The sequence below is a fragment of the Paenibacillus sp. MSJ-34 genome (genome assembly GCF_018918005.1).
Classification (GTDB): Bacteria; Bacillota; Bacilli; order Paenibacillales; family Paenibacillaceae; genus MSJ-34.
Window position 1 is genome coordinate 1 of record NZ_JAHLPR010000028.1, and the last position, 17849, is coordinate 17849.

Consider the following 17849-nt stretch of genomic DNA (forward strand, 5'->3'; position numbering starts at 1 on the left):
AGGTACTTTCGTCGATACGCTTCTACGTACAGATTTCGCCATACGTAGGTATCCTAGCTACGCGGGGGCTTGGCCCTTCCCGCGACCGGACTTTCACCGGCTAGAAGATGCGTGCTTAGTTGGGCACGCCGCAAAAAAAGGTGCAGAAGCAAAAGCGCTTCTGCACCAAACCTTATTGTGACAACAGCTCCAACAATCTCAGGATACTGGTGACCGCTTCCGCGCGGGTCAGCGTCTCATTCGGCGCGAAGAGATTGCGATCGCGACCGTGAATGATGCCCATGATACGAACCTCTTCCACGTAACTTTTCGCCCATGCCGGAATACGGGCATCGTCTGCAAATCGGGTGTGCGTATGGTCGGTCAACTCCGCTCCTGTTGCTCTTGCGATCATCACCGCCATTTCCACACGAGTGACCGGGCGACCAGGTCGAAATGTTCCATCTTCATATCCTGAAACAATGCCTGCCCTTGCCGCCAAATCAATCGCTTGCTTTGCCCATTCGCCAATTTGCTCCCCGTCCGCAAAAGCAGGCGCATCGCCTCCCGCTTCTCCTTCCAGCCGCAAGGCACGAACGAGCATCAACGTAAATTCAGCGCGGGTGACGGCATGATCCGGTCTAAACGTACCGTCAGGGTATCCGGCAACGATGCCTTTTGCATAGGCTTCCTGAATGAACGGCTCCGCCCAATGACCCGCAATATCCGCAAATAACGGCTCCGGGGAAGGCGGGTCCGGCATCTCCTCTTGCATACGTTCCACGGTGATGGAATACGTTCTGCGCGTTCCGTCTTCTGCAGTGACCACGATGTCAATGATATCCGTATCCGTGTGCAAGGGGATGCGAATGCTTCCCTGATCACTCCGGACTTGCCGACCATTCACGCTGATTCCAGCCTGATGATGTGCAGCACGGATCGTGAGCTGGATGCTGTCAGCATCATGCGGGATCAAAGCCTTGTACGTCGTAATGTCCCCCGAAAATTCCGGTATCAACGCGCCTTCTGACAAGATGAGCTCCCTCAGTGTTGCATTGCCGGAGCGGATATAGACAGGCGGACTCGGCGGTTCTGAAGAAACCGGCTCCCGCTCTAAACGAAAGCGCCGGGATATTCGGTAACTCTCTTGACCAACCTGATCTTTGGCGTAAATGTGCAAATACCAGTCGCCGCCGTTTTTGTCTGCATGACTCAACGTGCTTTGGTTAATGAAAGGTTGCCAATATGCATGTTCATCCAACGGGTCTGAACTCGTTGACCAAACATAACGGAGGGAAGCGGCATCGATCCCGCTGCCGTCGTCCTTCACGTTGACTTGACTGGATATGGTCCGCGAAAGGGTTTCATCGCCGTCGGGTTTCAAATCGATCTCCGGATTCGTGTGATCGATACGGATGAGTACATGCTCGCTCATTTCATTGCCTAATACATCTTCCACTCTGAACCAAAGCGAGTACTGCCCCTCTGTTGTGAAGTCGAGCGGATCATGATAAATCTCCCAAGCCGCTCCTTCATCCAACGAATATGCAATGGGCCGCAACGCGATCCCGTGGTCATGAGAAGCATAAACCGCTGCGGTCACACTTTGGTTCGTCCACGTTCCGCTGGGATATGCTTTACTGTCATTATCGGTAAAATACAAATCCACATCCAGCTTCAGGCCGCTTCTGCTGATCTTCACGGTCCGCTCAACGATCGTACTCTTATTGCCGATGTCATCCATCGCTTGCGCCTGGATCTTCGTTTGCCCTTCTTCCGTCACCTCTAAGCGGATAGGTGTACCGTTAAATGCACGATCCTCCCACTCCTTGTCGCCGACTTTCACACGAATCGTGTGAACATCTGTCTGCCTTGGGTTAGCGGCGCTGTGGTCGATCGCCACTTCCACTTTGGCAGCATTGGTCCAGCCGTCGGGATGAAGGGTGATCGTCGGCGGTTCCGGATTTCCGCTGTCCACGACGATGTCGAGAGTCTCGGACTTGTCGAATAAGGAGACGGTGATCGTCGCTTTGCCGCCTTTGACGGTGCTGACCTCCCCGTTAGGATCAACACGCACAATTTCGGGGTCATCCGGATCAACGCTATACCTGGCGGTTGTTGTCGCATTGTAGCGATCCCCGTTTTGATGTTCCGTATTCACGGTAATGTGGGTCTTGTCGTCAAGGTTCAACTGATCGTTTGCAATGGACGCAGCCCAGGAGATGAGCGGGTTTTGCCATTGGAGAAATGGCCGATGTCCGTTGTACTGGTACCAGCCCTCTGTGAGATCCCAATCCTTAAATGTTTCCGGATCGCGGAGATCCGCCTCTTCCACAGGTATTCCGATTCCATTGTCAGGGAGTTCACCATCCGTATAGCTATCGGTCAACCAGTAGCTGCCGGCGACCTCAATGATATTTCCTCTTTCTTCATATTCATTATTCGCCCCGACCAGCCCGCCAGTCTCAGAATGACCTGTTACCTTGCCTGTCGCGTAACAATGCTCAACTTCTATCACTGAACTTATTGGCGAATCGTAACCATTTGTAACATTAAATCCGATCAAACCACCCACGTATTGCTTACCGTTGACATTCCCTGTCGCATAGGAGTTCTTAATTCTGACCACACCAGATGGAAGGGCTTCAGCTTTACCAACAAATCCACCTACAAGCTGGTCTCCATTAACCTCCCCAGTCGCATATGAATTCGTGATTTCATTGACACTTCCTATATTTCCCGATGAAATTATGCCAACTAAACCACCTACAAGATTATTTATGCCCGCAACGTCACCAGTTGCAAATGAATCGCGAATCGTAATCTTTTTACCAGTCGAACCCCTAAATAGACCTGCCAGACCCCCGACTTCACGCTCTCCGACAACTTCGATATGGGCGGATGACCCGATCACGTCATTTCTAACAATACCGGCTAACCCGCCAACCTTCATTTCTCCTCGAATAAGGGTTCCCGTTACCGTACTGTTTTCAATCATCCCGTAGCTATACCCTACTAACCCGCCGATGTAATCATACCCCTTGATCTCCACGACCTCGAGATGGACATTCCGGATGACAGCCGTTTCTGACGTTACTCCAAACAAAGATTGGTAGTTCTCATCTTCACGGTTGATCTTTAAACCTGTAATTTGATAGCCGTTGCCATCAAATGTTCCGGTAAAAGGAGAAGAGTATTCCGTTGCGATTGGCAACCATCCTTCTCCGGAACTGTAAGTTGAAAGATTAATATCGGCTCCCAATTTGAAATGGGCATCCAGATAATCTCTCACTTTGTTCAGCTGTTCAGCGGTTTCGATAATATACGGGGCTTCTTCCGTGCCTGAGCCGCCGGCAAAATCACTGCTTAACGGCGCGAATGCACCGTCATCGGCGGCCTGAACCGATATGCCGACATTCCCAAACAGTTGTGTCCAGGTCCATCCGAAAAAAAGAACTAACGCCGCCAACAGAACGGATGATTTAAACGGTCTCATTTTCCTTTCACTTCCTTTCTAATGTGCGGAGACCGCAAGTTCCACATCATTGTCCGTCATAAAGTCCACTCCTCGCCTTCTCCAAGGCTTCCAGATCAATTCTTTCCATCGCAAGCATGGCCTTGTTCACGCACTGCTGTTGTTCCCCGGATTCGTCGGAACTGATCGCTTCCCAATCGGAGGGAAATACTTGTCAGCACGATGCTCTATCATCTATCCAACAATCTTAGCAGCATCACCGTCGCTTCTGCACGGGTAGCCGTTTCGTTCGGCACAAACCGGTTTCCGCCGCGGCCATCGACAATGCCAAGTTTGCGGATGGCTTCGACCGCACCTTTCGCCCACTGCGGAATCGTTTCATCATCGGCAAAGCCGGTTGACGCATTCGCGTTAAGCTGTAGTTGTAACGCCCGAGCGATCATCACCGCCATTTCTACGCGGGTGATCTGTGCGTTTGGCCGGAAGCTGCCATCGTTGTATCCATCCACGATGCCCGCTTGTACGGCCTGCGCAACGGCTTGCTTCGCCCATCCGCCGATCCGGTCATGATCCGTGAAAGTTAGCGCGGAGCCGTCACCTTCCAGTTTCAATGCACCTGCCAGCATCACAGTAAACTCGGCGCGTGTGACTGGATGATTCGGTTTAAATGTGCCATCTGGATAACCGCTGACGATGCCTTTCTCTACAGCACGCATGATGTAGTCCTCCGCCCAGTGTCCGGCAATATCAGAAAATGGCATCGACGATTCATGAGTAGCCGTCTCTCGAATCACGGTCAGCGTATATCGCTTCTCGGTACCGTCTTCCGCACGAACGACAAACGTGAACTCATTGTTGCCACTTGTCAGCTTCTTGCTGATCGGCACCGAGCGTGACAAAAGTACACCATCAACGTACACTTCGGCCGCATCGTGCGCTGCTTGAGCAATAAATACCATTTCCTCTGCATCTGTAAATACGGTGTAATCATGCACATCAGGAGCAAACGAAGGTTGTAAAGTTAACATCCGACCGTTTGCCCATATTTCCAGTGATGAAAGCTTGGCATCGCTGGAAACACGATCCGTACGGGAAGACGGTGATGACGAGGAGCTTCGCTTACGCTCGTCCAGCACGATCACACTTACCTTCGCCTTGATATTCAGCGGATTGTTCACCCACTCAGGCAATTGCAAGGTGCCTATAAATTCATAACGACCAGCCACCTTGCCATTGTATTCAGGGTGAACTTCATTCCAGCTCACTTGCACCTCAATCGTGCGAAGATCGTCCAACGTAACATACACCGAATCGGGTACGGAAACATCCTGCAACTTCGTGTTATAAGGCACATATATCGTATCTGGCCTTTGAATTTCCGTAATCGTTAGCAGTTGGCGCTCAATGTATAAAGAATAAGTGCGCTCCTCCTTTTCATTTTCTGATATAACTTGGATATAAATCGAATTGTCACCGATCTCGAGCACCGCTTCTTGCCCACCAATCACCTCATACGATGCCGATGAGTCGTAAGTTGAAGCTGTTACTGTCACGCGATCCATTGAATAAGGTACCGTCAAATAATAAGTAAACAGATCCGGATTGAAATTTTCTAAAATTTTACCATTGATTCGAATCTCAGACAACTTGGCATTCGACCCCGGTAAAACACGAACCTGTAGCTTTGCCTTCAATTTATCCGGGTTCAGATAATATTCGGGCAATTGCAAGCTTCCAGATATCCAATATGTCCCAGATTGATCCGGATTGTAATCAGAATTCACTATTTCCCAATTGACTCCCACATCCGGCTCTAACGTCTCGTTGTGCAGTTGTATAGAAACCTCGATTGGCAAATATTGCGCTAATTGATCGCTCGTGATATGCTTGCTTATTTCAAGCGTATTGAGATCATTCACCGCTTTTACCACAGCATACGGCGTTGCGCTAACCGGAGCTGACAACTGGCTTCTACTATTCCCTTCAGTAACGGCTTGCACAGCAAACCAATATTTTGTTCCTGCCTTTAACTCATCAACCAGCCATGATGTGTCCATAAGCGGCTCGTCATTTAATGGTTTCCAGTTCGATAAATCCTGCGTATCCGGCGGCTCTGATCCTGTAGCCATATAGATTGCGTAAGAGGAGGCATCAGAAACCACCTCCCATTCAAGCTGCACAGACCTTTCTCCAGCCTTTGCCGTTACGTTAGTCGGAGCATTTATATCAACCTGCCCGATCGCATATAAATGTCCATCGTAAGAACCCACATAAATCGTACCATCGGCACCGATGGCCGCTGATGAAGTAATCGAACCGCCTTTGTATCAATGTATCAATGAAGAAAACGCTAAAAACCTGGCAACCATTATAAAAAGATTTACTCATTTCAAACTGAAAACATTGAAGCTAGAGTGAAAGGCTGGGCGGAGCCAGCCCCTCCTCATCAAACCGTACGTGAGGTTTTCCCTCATACGGCTTTCCGGTGATCGTCATCATGCAGCATACAGATTACAAGTGCGTTTCCAGTCTATATAGGACGGACATTGATTTCACTTCGTGACGATGAGGGAAATACTTGTCAGCACGATGCTCTATCATCTATCCAACAATCTTAGCAGTATCACCGTCGCTTCTGCACGGGTAGCCGTTTCGTTCGGCACAAAACGGTTTCCGCCGCGGCCATCGACAATGCCAAGTTTGCGGATGGCTTCGACCGCACCTTTCGCCCACTGCGGAATCGCTTCATCATCGGCAAAGCCGGTTGACGCGTTAGCGTTAAGCTGTAGTTGTAACGCCCGAGCGATCATCGCAGCCATTTCTACGCGGGTGATCTGTGCGTTTGGACGGAAGCTGCCATCGTTGTACCCATCCACGATGCCCGCTTGCACAGCCTGCGCTACGGCTTGCCTCGCCCATTCGCCGATCTGCTCATGATCCGTGAAAGTTAGCGCAGCACCTTGCCCTTCCAGTTTCAATGCACCTGCCAGCATCACGGTAAACTCGGCGCGAGTAACCGGATGGTCTGGTTTAAATGTGCCGTCTGGATAGCCGCTGACGATCCCTTTCGCTGCGGCGCGCTTGATGTAGCTTTCCGCCCAATGTCCGGCGATGTCGGTAATATCAATAACCGGTTCGGTTGGCTTTGGCTGTTCACGGTATATGGTCAGCGTATAGGTTTTCTTCGTGCCGTTTTCCGCTTGTACCGTTAGTTCAATCGTATTGTCGCCTTCCATCAGATCAACTTGAATTCTATCCGTAATTACCTTGTCCTTCCATATGACTTTCGCTGCGGAGTGAGCTTCTTTGACCACGATCTCAATTCGTTCGGCTTCTGTATGGGCCGTATATGCTGTTGTTCCCGAAGCAAAGGATGGGCTGAGCTTCAATGATTTGCCTTCCGCCCATACCTGCAGATCGGCAAGCCTGGCGTTGCCGGACAGCGCATGCCCACCTCCGCCTCCGCCGGAACCGCTGTTACCGCCTGGTGCGCTTGGGGCGCTTGGGGTCGCTGTCACTACATTGGAGAAATCGCTGACCCCTTCTTCAGAGACAGCTTTTACTGCAAATGCATACGTTGTTCCATTCGTCAATCCCGTAACGATGTAGGAGTTCGCTGTAACATTCGATTGAAGGAGCTTCCAGTTCTTCGGATCGACAGGTGCTGATGTGCCTTCCGCTTGGTAAACGGCGTATGTCACGCTAACTGTTCCCGTGACCGCATCCCACTGCAATGTAACGGAGCGATCAGCCGCAGAAGCTGTTAAATTCGCCGGTGCAGGTATCGTTGCAATCGTATAATGCTCCTCCATCACATCGCTGTTCTGCATGCCGTCCTTCACCGCAATCGCCTTGAGCGTCATTTCCTCCGTCACTTCGATGGGATCGTTATATTTGGCGCTGCTGCTCGACGGCGTGCTTCCGTCGGTCGTATAGTAAATCGTTGCGTCTTCCGTTGTCGTGCTTAATGTTATCTTCGTGCCTGATGGAACCTCACCGCCGGACGGATCTGCAACTGGCTTGGCGACTTGATCAGGAAGTCGGATCGTATACTTCGCCTCCAGCACTTTGCTGTCCTGCATGCCCTCCTTCACCGCAATTGCCTTGATCGTCATTTCCTTCGTCACTTCGATGGGCGCGATATATTCGGCACTGCTGCTGCTCGATGGTTCGCTCCCGTCCGTCGTGTAGTAAATCGTTGCGTCTTCCGTTGTCGTGCTTAATGTTATCTTCGTGCCTGATGGAACCTCACCGCCGGACGGATCTGCAACTGGCTTGGCGACCTGTTCCAGGATCGTATACCGCTCCTCCAGCACGTCGCTGTTCAACATGCCCTCCTTCACCGCAATTGCCTTGATCGTCATTTCCTCCGTCACTTCGATGGGCGCGATATATTCGGCACTGCTGCTGCTCGATGGTTCGCTCCCGTCCGTCGTGTAGTAAATCGTTGCGTCTTCCGTTGTCGTGCTTAATGTTATCTTCGTGCCTGATGGAACCTCACCGCCGGACGGATCTGCTACTGGCTTGGCGACTTGATCAGTTGGGGGGACAGGGGTGCTGTCTTCTTCAACGGCAAGCACCAGGGAATGATTATACCCGGCAGCGATCGCCTGAATGTTCGACAAACCCTCGATTTTCTTCGGCGTGTGTTGATTTTCCCTATTGTCATGTCCCAATTGGCCATACCAACCATCTCCAAATGAATATACGTCTCCTGACTTCGTTAAAGCAAGGGAATGATTAGTACCCGCCACAATCGCCTGAACGTTTGACAAACCTTCGATTTTCTTTGGCGTGTGTTGATTTTCCCTATTGTCATGTCCCAATTGGCCAACACCACCATATCCAAACGAGTACACGTCTCCTGATTTCGTTAAAGCAAGGGAATGATTATGCCCGGCAGCAATCGCTTGAATGTCCGACAAATCTTCGATTTTCTTCGGCGTGTGTTGATTTTTCTTATCGCCATGTCCTAATTGGTCATAATTATTCAATCCGAACGAGTACACGTCTCCTGATTTCGTTAAAGCAAGGGAATGATAAGTACCCGCCACAATCGCCTGAACGTTTGACAAACCTTCGATTTTCTTTGGCGTAAGTAGTTCATTCGTATCGTCATGTCCTAATTGGCCATAATTATTCAATCCGAACGAGTACACGTCTCCTGATTTCGTTAAAGCAAGGGAATGATACATGCCTGCCGCAATCGCCTGAACGTTTGACAAACCTTCGATTTTCTTTGGCGTGTGTTGATTTTCCCTATTGTCATGTCCCAATTGGCCAACACCACCATATCCAAACGAGTACACGTCTCCTGATTTCGTTAAAGCAAGGGAATAATTATACCCGGCAGCAATCGCTTGAATGTCCGACAAACCTCCGATTTTCTTTGGCGTAAGTAGATCATCCGTATCGCCATATCCTAATTGACCATAATTATCAATCCGAACAAGTACAATTCTCCTGATTTCGTTAAAGCAAGGGAATGATAAGTACCCGCCACAATCGCCTGAACGTTTGACAAACCTTCGATTTTCTTTGGCGTGTGTTGATTTTCCTTATTGTCATGTCCCAATTGGCCATAATTATTCAATCCGAACGATAATACGCCGATCACGTTTGCATTGGTTTCGGATTCTTGAGCCAAAGCCGGCGTTGGTATAACCAGCAGCGATTGAAACAGATTGAGCAAGAGCATGGCAATCAGCCATAGGGATACATGCTTTATCGGGTACTTCATTGAATTCATCATTACTGCAATCCTCCTTCCATATGCTGCCATTGAACAATGGCTAATCGAATCGATGGCTGTGTAAGCCCTCTTTTTTAAAAAATCGTGGAACCTAGTGCTTCTTTGGCAGGCACATTGAGAGATGGGACGGAGATATTCTCCATCAACCGAAGCAGCATCACCGTCGCTTCTGCGCGGGTAGCCGTTTCGTTCGGCACAAAACGGTTTCCGCCGCGTCCATCGACAATGCCAAGTTTGCGGATGGCTTCAACGGCCCCTTTCGCCCACTGCGGAATCGCTTCATCATCGGCAAAACCGGGTAACGCATTCGCGTTAAGCTCCAGTTGTAGCGCCCGGGCGACCATCACCGCCATTTCTACGCGTGTGATCTGCGTGTTTGGCCGGAAGCTGCCATCGCTGAATCCAACCACGATGCCCGCTTGTACGGCCTGCGCAACAGCTTGCTTGGCCCATCCGCCGATCCGGTCATGATCCGTGAAAGTTAGCGCAGAACCGTTACCTGCCAGTTTCATAGCACCTGCCAGCATCACGGTAAACTCGGCGCGGGTGACCGGATGGTTCGGTTTAAATGCGCCGTCTGGATAACCGCTGACGATGCCTTTCGCTGTGGCGCGCTTGATGTAGCTTTCCGCCCAATGTCCGGCGATGTCTGTTATTTCAATAACCGGTTCGGTTGGCTTTGGCACATCTCGATAAATGGTCAACGTATATTTTTTCTTCGTGCCATTCTCCGCTTGTACCGTTAGTTCAATCGTATTGTCGCCTTCCTCCAGATCGACTTTCACCCTGTCGGTTATGACTTTTTTATCGTGTAGAATTACTTTGGCTGCGGAATGCGCCTCTTTTACTACAAGTTCCACTTGTTCGGCTTCTGTACGTGCCGTATATTCTGTTGTTCCCGAAGCAAAGGATGGGCTGAGCTTCAACGGTTTGCCTCCCGCCCATACTTGCAGGTCCGCAAGATCCGCATTGTTGGATAACATACGACCGCCCCCGCCACCACCGGAACCGCTGTTACCTCCTGGTGCTCTTGGGGTCGCTATCGCTACATTAGAGAAATCGCTGGCCCCCTTCACAGTGATAGCCTTCACTACAAATGCATACGTTGTTCCATTCGTCAATCCCGTGACGATGTAGGAGTTCGCTGTAACATTCGATTGAATGAGCTTCCAGTTCGCCGGATCGACAGGAGCTGATGTGCCTTCCGCTTGGTAAACGGCGTAAGTCACGCTGCCTGTTCCCGTGACAGCATCCCACTTTAATGTAACGGAACGATCAGCTGCCGAAGCTGTTAAATTCGCCGGTGCAGGTATCGTTGCAATCGTATAATGCTCCTCCAGCACTTCACTGTCCAGCATGCCGTTCTTTACGGCAATCGCCTTAATCGTCATCTCTGTTGTCACTTCGATGGGCGCGGTATATTCGATGCTGCTGCTAGTAGGCGTGCTGCCGTCCGTTGTGTAGTAGATCATTGCATCGTTCGTATACGTGCTCAACGTCACCGTTGTACCAGCCAAGACTGCACCGCCCGCGGGACTGGCGACTGGCTTCGATACTTGCTCTGGCTCCGCTTCTTGTGAGAGCGTGATCGTATACGTTTTACTTTCTTGCAAATAAGGGGATACTTTCACTTGAACAACTGTTTGTTCACCTTCAACTTCGACCTTGACTCCTTCGACCTGATCGGATTGTCGCTTACCATTCACATACACATCGGCATACTCCGGGTTTTCCAATGTAGCCAGCACATTCACTGAAGTGACGCTATTATCAATTAGAACAGTGTATTCCTGCTCCGAAACATCAAACAAGAACTCCAATTCTCCACCACTTTGATCGGTCAGTTTGATCGTTTTGAGATCACTTGTTGGAATGTTGAGTTGACCTGAACGATTATCACCCCAGGCCACGATCGTCCCATCCTCTTTCAAGGCAAGCGAATGATAGAATCCCGCTGCAATCGCGATCACGCCGCTTTTCGCTGCATCAGGTACAACCGTTTGTCCGTGGTCGTCCGATTCTGTGTTGTCTGAAATGCCCCAGGCAATGACAGAGCCGTCAGACTTCAAGGCAAGAGAATGTACATACCCTGCCGCAATGGCGACAACCCCGCTTTTCGCTTCCTCCGGCACAAAAGATTCTCCGAACTCGTTTCTCCCCCAAGCAAACACCTCCCCCGATTCAGTTAATGCCAAAGAATGATGAGCTCCTGTACTAATGGCTACTGCCTTGCCCTGCACCTCTTCAGGCACATTGAGTTTTCCCCTTCCCCGATCTCCCCACGCAATCACATCTCCGTCTTCTTTTAGCGCTAAAGAATGCCAATATCCCGCTGCAATCGCGATCACGCCGCTTTTCGCTGTATCAGGTACATTCGCTTGTCCGTAGTCGTTTCTCCCCCAGGCAATGACTTTCCCCGAAGATGTGAGGGCTAACGAATGGAAGGCACCAGGTCCCGCAGCAATGGCTACGATATCGCTCTTCGCTTCCTCCGGCACATCGGTTCCCTCTGCTCCCCCCCAGGCGATGACCTCGCCGCTTACTGTGAGAGCCAGGGAGTGATTATCTCCCGCGCTCACCGAGACAATATTGGACTGCGCTTCATCGGGGACTTCAATGGGGACCATGGTTTTGTCAATTTTATTCTCCCCCCAGGCGAGCACTTTCCCGTCCGCTGTTAAAGCTAAGGAATGATTCCGCCCTCCTGCGATTTGCAGGATTCCTCCCGAACGATCACTCAAGGCTGGATGAAAACTCCCTTGAGCAGACACGTTGTCATAGGGTACCGTGATCAGAAACGACTGGATGAGCAGCAAAGCGATGCACAACCTCACCAAGCCGCTCCTCCTATTGCTTTTATATGATTGTTTCATGCTTTTTCCCCATGGATTCATCTCTTACAAATCCTCCTTCAGGTTAATCTCTTTATAGCTTCATCTGATTTATTATACAAACTTCCAATCCCTTTGTGATCAACCCTGCCTGTCACAAAAATCACAAAGGTTGAAGAAGGGGGTGGAGTTTATTTGGATAAAAAAAGGAACGAATCAGAACAACTGCAGTGTTCTGGCACGTTCCAACGCTTGTAATCGATTTTTGGATTGCAATTTTCCATAGATGTTGTTAATATGTGTTTTTATGGTTGATAAGGAAACATTCAGCTTGAGTGCTATTTCTTTATTAGACATTCCCGTTTCCATCAACCGAAGCACGCTTTGTTGTCTGTCTGTTAAAACGACCACCGTTCCTTCATGGGGAGTACCGGCTTCCCTTTCGACTTGCGGAATCAGTCTCCGCAGCCGTTTCACATAGGATAAAGACACCTTATAGCTGGGGCGGCGATGCTGTTTTTGACGCAGTTGGATATATTGATCCAATAATTGGCCAACAGGTGCTCCTTCGTCAACAAAGGTTCGAATGTACCCTTCTGGCCACGCCAATGCAAGCGCTTCTTCCAACACGTCCATGGAGTCCGAAATCTTTCCTTGTAAGGATAGGATCATACTCTTGTGAACGAGCAGACGAATTCGGTCGCTTTGCCGTCCTTCTTCTATTGACAGCTGGAGTAGACGCTCCGTCAATGCTGCGGCTTCTTCCATTTTTCCTTGCTCCGCCAATATAGAGGCCAGTAAATCGTATTCCTTGATCATGGATACCGGAATTTCATCACGGAATCGCAAGCGGCTCTTTCTCAGCCATTGTCTCACCGGTTTCTCTTCTCTATGCATCCTGCCCAGCATGGCGCGAAACGAGGCGATTTTCCCGGACAAACGCGAATTCGCCGTCTTGGACGTGAGTTGGGTTAGCTCGCGTAATATGTGCTTTGACGTCGCCTCGTCTCCTTGTACGGCGGCAATGCGGGCAAGCCATAGCGCTGCGATGGTCGCCAAGCTTCGATGATCATGCAATCTTCCAATATCATAGGCTTGGCGCATCAGCTTTTCCGCTTCGACCAAGCGATTTCGTTCGTACTGCATTTTGCCTAAGTCGATATAAAGATGAGCAACAAAATAGACATTTCGGGTTTCAGACCAAATCGACAGCAAGGACGTCAACACCTGCTCCGCCAATCGAAGGCTGTCATCCGACACGTAAATATCCCACACCGGATGATAGCCATCCTCGTCGCTCCCAAACTCAATGAAGAAATCGCCTTCCGGATGCTTCTCGACATATTCATGTGAAAATTGAACGGCATATTCAAAATCACGATCCAAAAACGTGCGAAATGCAGCCAGAAAAGCGAGTCCGGCTTGCAATGTTTCGGCTTCTTCAGGAGGAAGGGGATCTGTGTCCTCTTCTAGCCTGCGAACCGCTTGCCAATACCCGTCAGTGGCCGCTTCGACATGCCCGGACAAGTACTGGGAAGCGAGTTTTGTCAACAGCATCATCGGTCTGGCAAATAACAGCGTGTCGGGAATTGCGTTTAACCACTTGCAAAGCGTCGTCCATTCATTGGTCATCAGCTCCGGTGTCATCACCTCTATCAATGATAGCGCATGTTCATAATCGGCAGCCGCAAGGTAATGATCTACCGCTTCATGCGGATAACCGTTCTCTTCCAACCATTTTCCCGCTGTCATGTGAAGTGTTTGCCATTGCCGCGGCTCGCGCATTTTCAACTGCGCCGTCAAAAATTGCCGAAATAAATGATGATACCTGTACCACTCCCGCCACTCGTCCAAAGCTACAAGAAACAAGCTTTCCTTGTCTAATTGTTGCAGATACGCATGACTTTCGGCTATACCGGTTACCGCTTGACAAAGTTCGCCCTTCATCCGGTCCAAAATGGAAGTATAGAGTAAAAATTGCTGCATCGTTGCGGATTGTCGGGCTAACACCTCATCAAAGAAGTAATCCGATATATCACGTTCCGTCCCCGCCATCTTCCGGATTAGAGATACGGGATCGGTATGTTCGTGCATTGACAAGACCGCCAGTCGCATCGCCACTGCCCAACCCTCTGTCTTTTTTTGTACGGTCGCCACATCTTCATTGGATAATTGTATACCACCGCACTTCGCAAAAAATTCAGTCGTTTCGTCCGGCACAAACCGGAGATCGCTCGCCTCCAACGAGATCAGCCTATTTTCTGCTCGTAGTCTGGAAAGAGGAAGCGCTGGAGAATTTCGGCTTGCAAGATAGAGATGGACATGTAGTGGTAAACGTTCCAGCAGATAAGTGACGCCCTGCAAGATGGACGTTTCTTCGATATGATGAAAGTCATCCCATACGAGCACCATCGTGTGTGAAATGCGATGTAGCCCGTTGATGAGCGCAGCAATCAGTGACACACCCGATGGATCTTCTGCGGCATGACGAAGGACGTCCTGTTGGTCAAAAGACGGATAAGCTTGTTTTAACGCTGCAATGGTATGTGCCCAGAAGCGCGTGCGATCATTATCCCCTTGATCAAGCGAGACCCAGGCGACGGGATTTTCCAGCGTCATCACCCATTCGCCGAGCAATGTCGTTTTGCCATACCCGGCTGGAGCTGAGATCAAAGTAAGCGTGCGATCTAACCCTTCATGCAAACGCCGGGTGAGACGGGAACGCACAACAAGCGAGCTTCGCGATCGAGGAATATGCAGTTTCGTGGCTATGATCATGGCTTGCCCCCCTCCCTTATTTGGCAACCGTCATAAGATATGAACATTTTTTCTATTATTTTACCAAAAAACTTTTATTTAGGTAGGGCCTTATCGGAGCATGTCAAATCACTTCGATCGACAATGCTGGGGGTACTATTAACTTGAAATAGAATGGAGTACATCTTTCCGCTAGTCGATGACAGGAAGGCGGACGATAAAGCCTTTCATCGTTTGCTCACGACTGTATTCAATCGTTCCCTCATGCTTTTTAATAATGGATAATGTTATGGACAGACCTAGACCTGTGCCTGCCTTATTCTTCCTTCTGCCTTCCGAAGTTCTATAAAACGGTTCAAAGATAAATGGAATGTGTTTTTCATCTATACCATCTCCGGTGTCCATAATTGAAACGAAACACTCGCCTTCTTGACTTGTGCATGTGATGATCACTTTTCCTTGTGGCTTGTTGTACATAATAGCGTTCTCGACCAGATTGCTAATGGCTCTCTGGATTAAAAGATCGTTCCCGTATATCTCAACACCAGGATGGTTGTGGATTTCAATAGAAATTGTCTGTCTTGAAGCTAAATCGTTTAATTCACTCACTACTTTACGGATCAGCGAACCAACTTCAATCACATCCTTATCCGGGTCATTATTTTTAGCCAGTACAAGCAGTTCATTGATCATATGATTCATTCGTTTTAACGTCTTTTCAAAAATGTCCGAGAGCTGCTGATAATCTTCCATAGTCGCGGATGGGTCACTCCTCAAGACTTCCAGATTCGTCTTCAAAATCGTCAAGGGAGTTCTAAATTCATGAGCGGCATTGGCCATAAAACGATCTTGCTGTTGAAAAGCATGTTCTATTTTTTTCAGCATGGTATTGAACGATTCCGTTAATTCTTTCAATTCATCATTGGGCAGTTCCTTAACAGGAAGCTGCACAGACAAATCGTTGGCATTGATTTTCATAAGCCGTTCACTCAATAAACGCACTGGCCACAGACTTCTTTTGGAGAGATAAAACGCCCCGACCCCACCTAATATAATCATGATGATCAGACAGATCAGCGAAAAAAGGAGAACTTGTCCTTTAAATGCGATCAATTCAGATGAAAAGCTTACATCCGATATGAGCATTCCCTCTTCGTTTACCTGATTCACTTCAATGGTGGGTACGATCACTTCTTGGTCTTGTGGAAGCAGTATATCGTTAGGCTTCACATGGACGGCAGGAAGCATAATTTGCACGAAAATATTGAGCGAAACCATCAGAAACACACCTGTCAATATGATTAAACCCAGGTTCCACAACACGATTGTTCCTGCCAATGTAAGCCGCCTGCTTTTCGTCATTTTGGCAACTCCTCAATTTGTTTGTTCAGTTGATAGCCGTACCCTGGCACTGTATTCAAAAAGTTTGCATGGATAACGGATCTTATCTTACTACGCAAAGTCGTAATATGTACCCTGACGGAACTGGAAAAAGGGTCCGCATGCTGATCCCACACATGTTCAACCAATTGTTCAGAAGAGATAACTTGATCGGGATGAGATAAAAAATACTGTAATATGGCAAACTCCTTACGAGTGAGTGTCAACTGTTGCCCAGCGCAAGTTGCTGTCTTCGTAATCGGATTCAACTCGATAGGGCCATAAGTGAGCAACGGGCTTTCTCGTAAAAGATCACGTCTCAATAAGGCGCGTATTCTTGCTTTCAGTTCTTCAAAATCAAATGGTTTACCAAGATAATCGTCCGCTCCCAAATTCAATCCTTTCACACGAGAAGATGTATCAGAAAGCGCTGTTAGAATCAGCACTCTGATTTGTTTGGACAGATGTCGTATGTGTTGCAGCACGTCTAACCCATTCCTATCTGGCAAGTTTAAATCCAAGATGATGATATCGTAGGCATGGATTTCCGCCAGGTGACAGCCTTCTTCTCCATCTAATGCAATATCTACCGCAAATCCTTCCATTTCCAATCCTTTTTTAATCGCATTGGCCAAATCTTGCTCATCTTCAATTACCAGCATCCGCATCTTTTGCTCACCTCTCATAAAACAATGTAGTCGGGGAATGGTTTTTGTTTAGATCGTGATATTTCCGGTGACTGTCACTTGATGGGTATCGGTATTGTAAATCCCCACTCGATAGTTGTCAGCGACATTCACTACAAAGGTTCGACTATCGGCACCGCCTGTAAAGTTCACATAAAAAAATGTATTGTCCGAGTCGATTAAACCAACTCGAAGTGTAGCGTCCCGAGGCAGCCATGTCAATGATATGGTTACCTCTTCGTTCCGAGTCAAATACCACGGGTTTCCAGACCCATCACTTATTGTGGCAAGTGATGATCCCGGCAAGTTGAAGTTAACCGGATAAGTAGCCTGTACACCAACATCGTCAGAATCCCCAAGATTCAATTCAATGATGTTTTCCTCTGATAGTTGAATTTTGTGTACCGGCTGCCCGTCCACAGTGACATCACTTGAAGTTGGGTTTGTGTCATTCACTTGAGAAATTGCTTGTTGATTTACTGTAACAGCTCCAGAAGACTGACCCGAAATATCCTCTGACTTCGAAACAACATCACTCGTTTGAATCGTTACTGGCAGCGCATCATTTGCCAAGGCAAATGCGGTCATGGGCAACACGGTTATCAACAAAACAGCCGTAATTAAAAAACGTTTCATTCTCATTTTTTTCACCTCATTTTTTCTTTTCCCCGACTACTTAACCACAGTGTATTTGATCTGTTGTTAAATTTTTGTTAAGACAGCTGTATTTCAGAAAAAGAGGAAGTCAGCTGAGGAACTTCTGGGGCGAGAACGATGCTTACGGTTATCGAGGCAGTCACGAGCCCCATCAAACATGATACTGTCCACCCAAACCTGCCAGTAAAACCGGTAGCTTTTCCGATGACAACCGGCAGTCGATCCGTTAAATCCACGACGATCTGACAGAGTCACCGCCGTAGATGGCGGGGAAGCAGATAGAGAAGAGTCAGTACATGATCGCAAGGCCCAAATAAAATTCGCGCGAGTGT

General features: G+C 48.8%; 9 protein-coding genes. All 9 read right to left on the minus strand.

Annotated elements, in window-relative coordinates:
• Positions 1–172: 172 nt before the first annotated feature.
• The 9 genes from KQI79_RS15035 to KQI79_RS15080 all read right to left on the minus strand — a co-directional run bounded on the left by KQI79_RS15035 (position 173) and on the right by KQI79_RS15080 (position 17502).
• The gene (locus KQI79_RS15035; protein ID WP_216539080.1) at positions 173–3475 is read right to left on the minus strand and encodes an S-layer homology domain-containing protein; all 3303 of its coding nucleotides are present in this window, start codon (positions 3473–3475) and stop codon (positions 173–175) included.
• Between the two features lie 209 nt (positions 3476–3684).
• A complete protein-coding gene (locus KQI79_RS28270) occupies positions 3685–5724 on the minus strand; it encodes an S-layer homology domain-containing protein (protein ID WP_483311392.1) in 2040 nt (679 codons plus the stop codon).
• A gap of 327 nt (positions 5725–6051) precedes the next feature.
• On the minus strand, positions 6052–8922 hold the full coding sequence (locus KQI79_RS15050; RefSeq protein WP_483311395.1) for an RCC1 domain-containing protein: 2871 nt from the start codon (positions 8920–8922) through the stop codon (positions 6052–6054).
• Positions 8877–9206, minus strand: coding sequence for an RCC1-like domain-containing protein (locus tag KQI79_RS15055; protein ID WP_216539083.1), 330 nt, complete (start codon positions 9204–9206; stop codon positions 8877–8879). Before KQI79_RS15055 ends, KQI79_RS15050 begins: the two co-directional genes overlap by 46 nt.
• A gap of 74 nt (positions 9207–9280) precedes the next feature.
• Positions 9281–12100, minus strand: coding sequence for an RCC1 domain-containing protein (locus KQI79_RS15060; protein ID WP_216539084.1), 2820 nt, complete (start codon positions 12098–12100; stop codon positions 9281–9283).
• Between the two features lie 153 nt (positions 12101–12253).
• Positions 12254–14815 carry a winged helix-turn-helix domain-containing protein gene (locus KQI79_RS15065; protein WP_216539085.1) on the minus strand — a complete coding sequence of 854 codons (2562 nt, stop codon included), beginning with the start codon at positions 14813–14815 and terminating at the stop codon, positions 12254–12256.
• A 171-nt stretch (positions 14816–14986) separates the two neighbouring features.
• Positions 14987–16156, minus strand: a complete 1170-nt coding sequence (locus tag KQI79_RS15070; protein ID WP_216539086.1) for a sensor histidine kinase — start codon at positions 16154–16156, stop codon at positions 14987–14989.
• Entirely contained in the window at positions 16153–16842 is a 690-nt protein-coding gene (locus KQI79_RS15075; protein ID WP_216539087.1) for a response regulator transcription factor, read from the minus strand. Before KQI79_RS15075 ends, KQI79_RS15070 begins: the two co-directional genes overlap by 4 nt.
• Positions 16843–16890: 48 nt before the next feature.
• Positions 16891–17502 carry a hypothetical protein gene (locus KQI79_RS15080; RefSeq protein WP_216539088.1) on the minus strand — a complete coding sequence of 204 codons (612 nt, stop codon included), beginning with the start codon at positions 17500–17502 and terminating at the stop codon, positions 16891–16893.
• Positions 17503–17849 lie beyond the last annotated feature (347 nt).

Bases quoted from the DNA above. Each gene is read 5' to 3' on its own strand.
- KQI79_RS15035 (WP_216539080.1), bottom strand. From the start codon at position 3,475: ATGAGACCGTTTAAATCATCCGTTCTGTTGGCGGCGTTAGTTCTTTTT.
- KQI79_RS15055 (WP_216539083.1), bottom strand. From the start codon at position 9,206: ATGATGAATTCAATGAAGTACCCGATAAAGCATGTATCCCTATGGCTG.
- KQI79_RS15060 (WP_216539084.1), bottom strand. From the start codon at position 12,100: ATGAATCCATGGGGAAAAAGCATGAAACAATCATATAAAAGCAATAGG.
- KQI79_RS15065 (WP_216539085.1), bottom strand. From the start codon at position 14,815: ATGATCATAGCCACGAAACTGCATATTCCTCGATCGCGAAGCTCGCTT.
- KQI79_RS15070 (WP_216539086.1), bottom strand. From the start codon at position 16,156: ATGACGAAAAGCAGGCGGCTTACATTGGCAGGAACAATCGTGTTGTGG.
- KQI79_RS15075 (WP_216539087.1), bottom strand. From the start codon at position 16,842: ATGCGGATGCTGGTAATTGAAGATGAGCAAGATTTGGCCAATGCGATT.
- KQI79_RS15080 (WP_216539088.1), bottom strand. From the start codon at position 17,502: ATGAGAATGAAACGTTTTTTAATTACGGCTGTTTTGTTGATAACCGTG.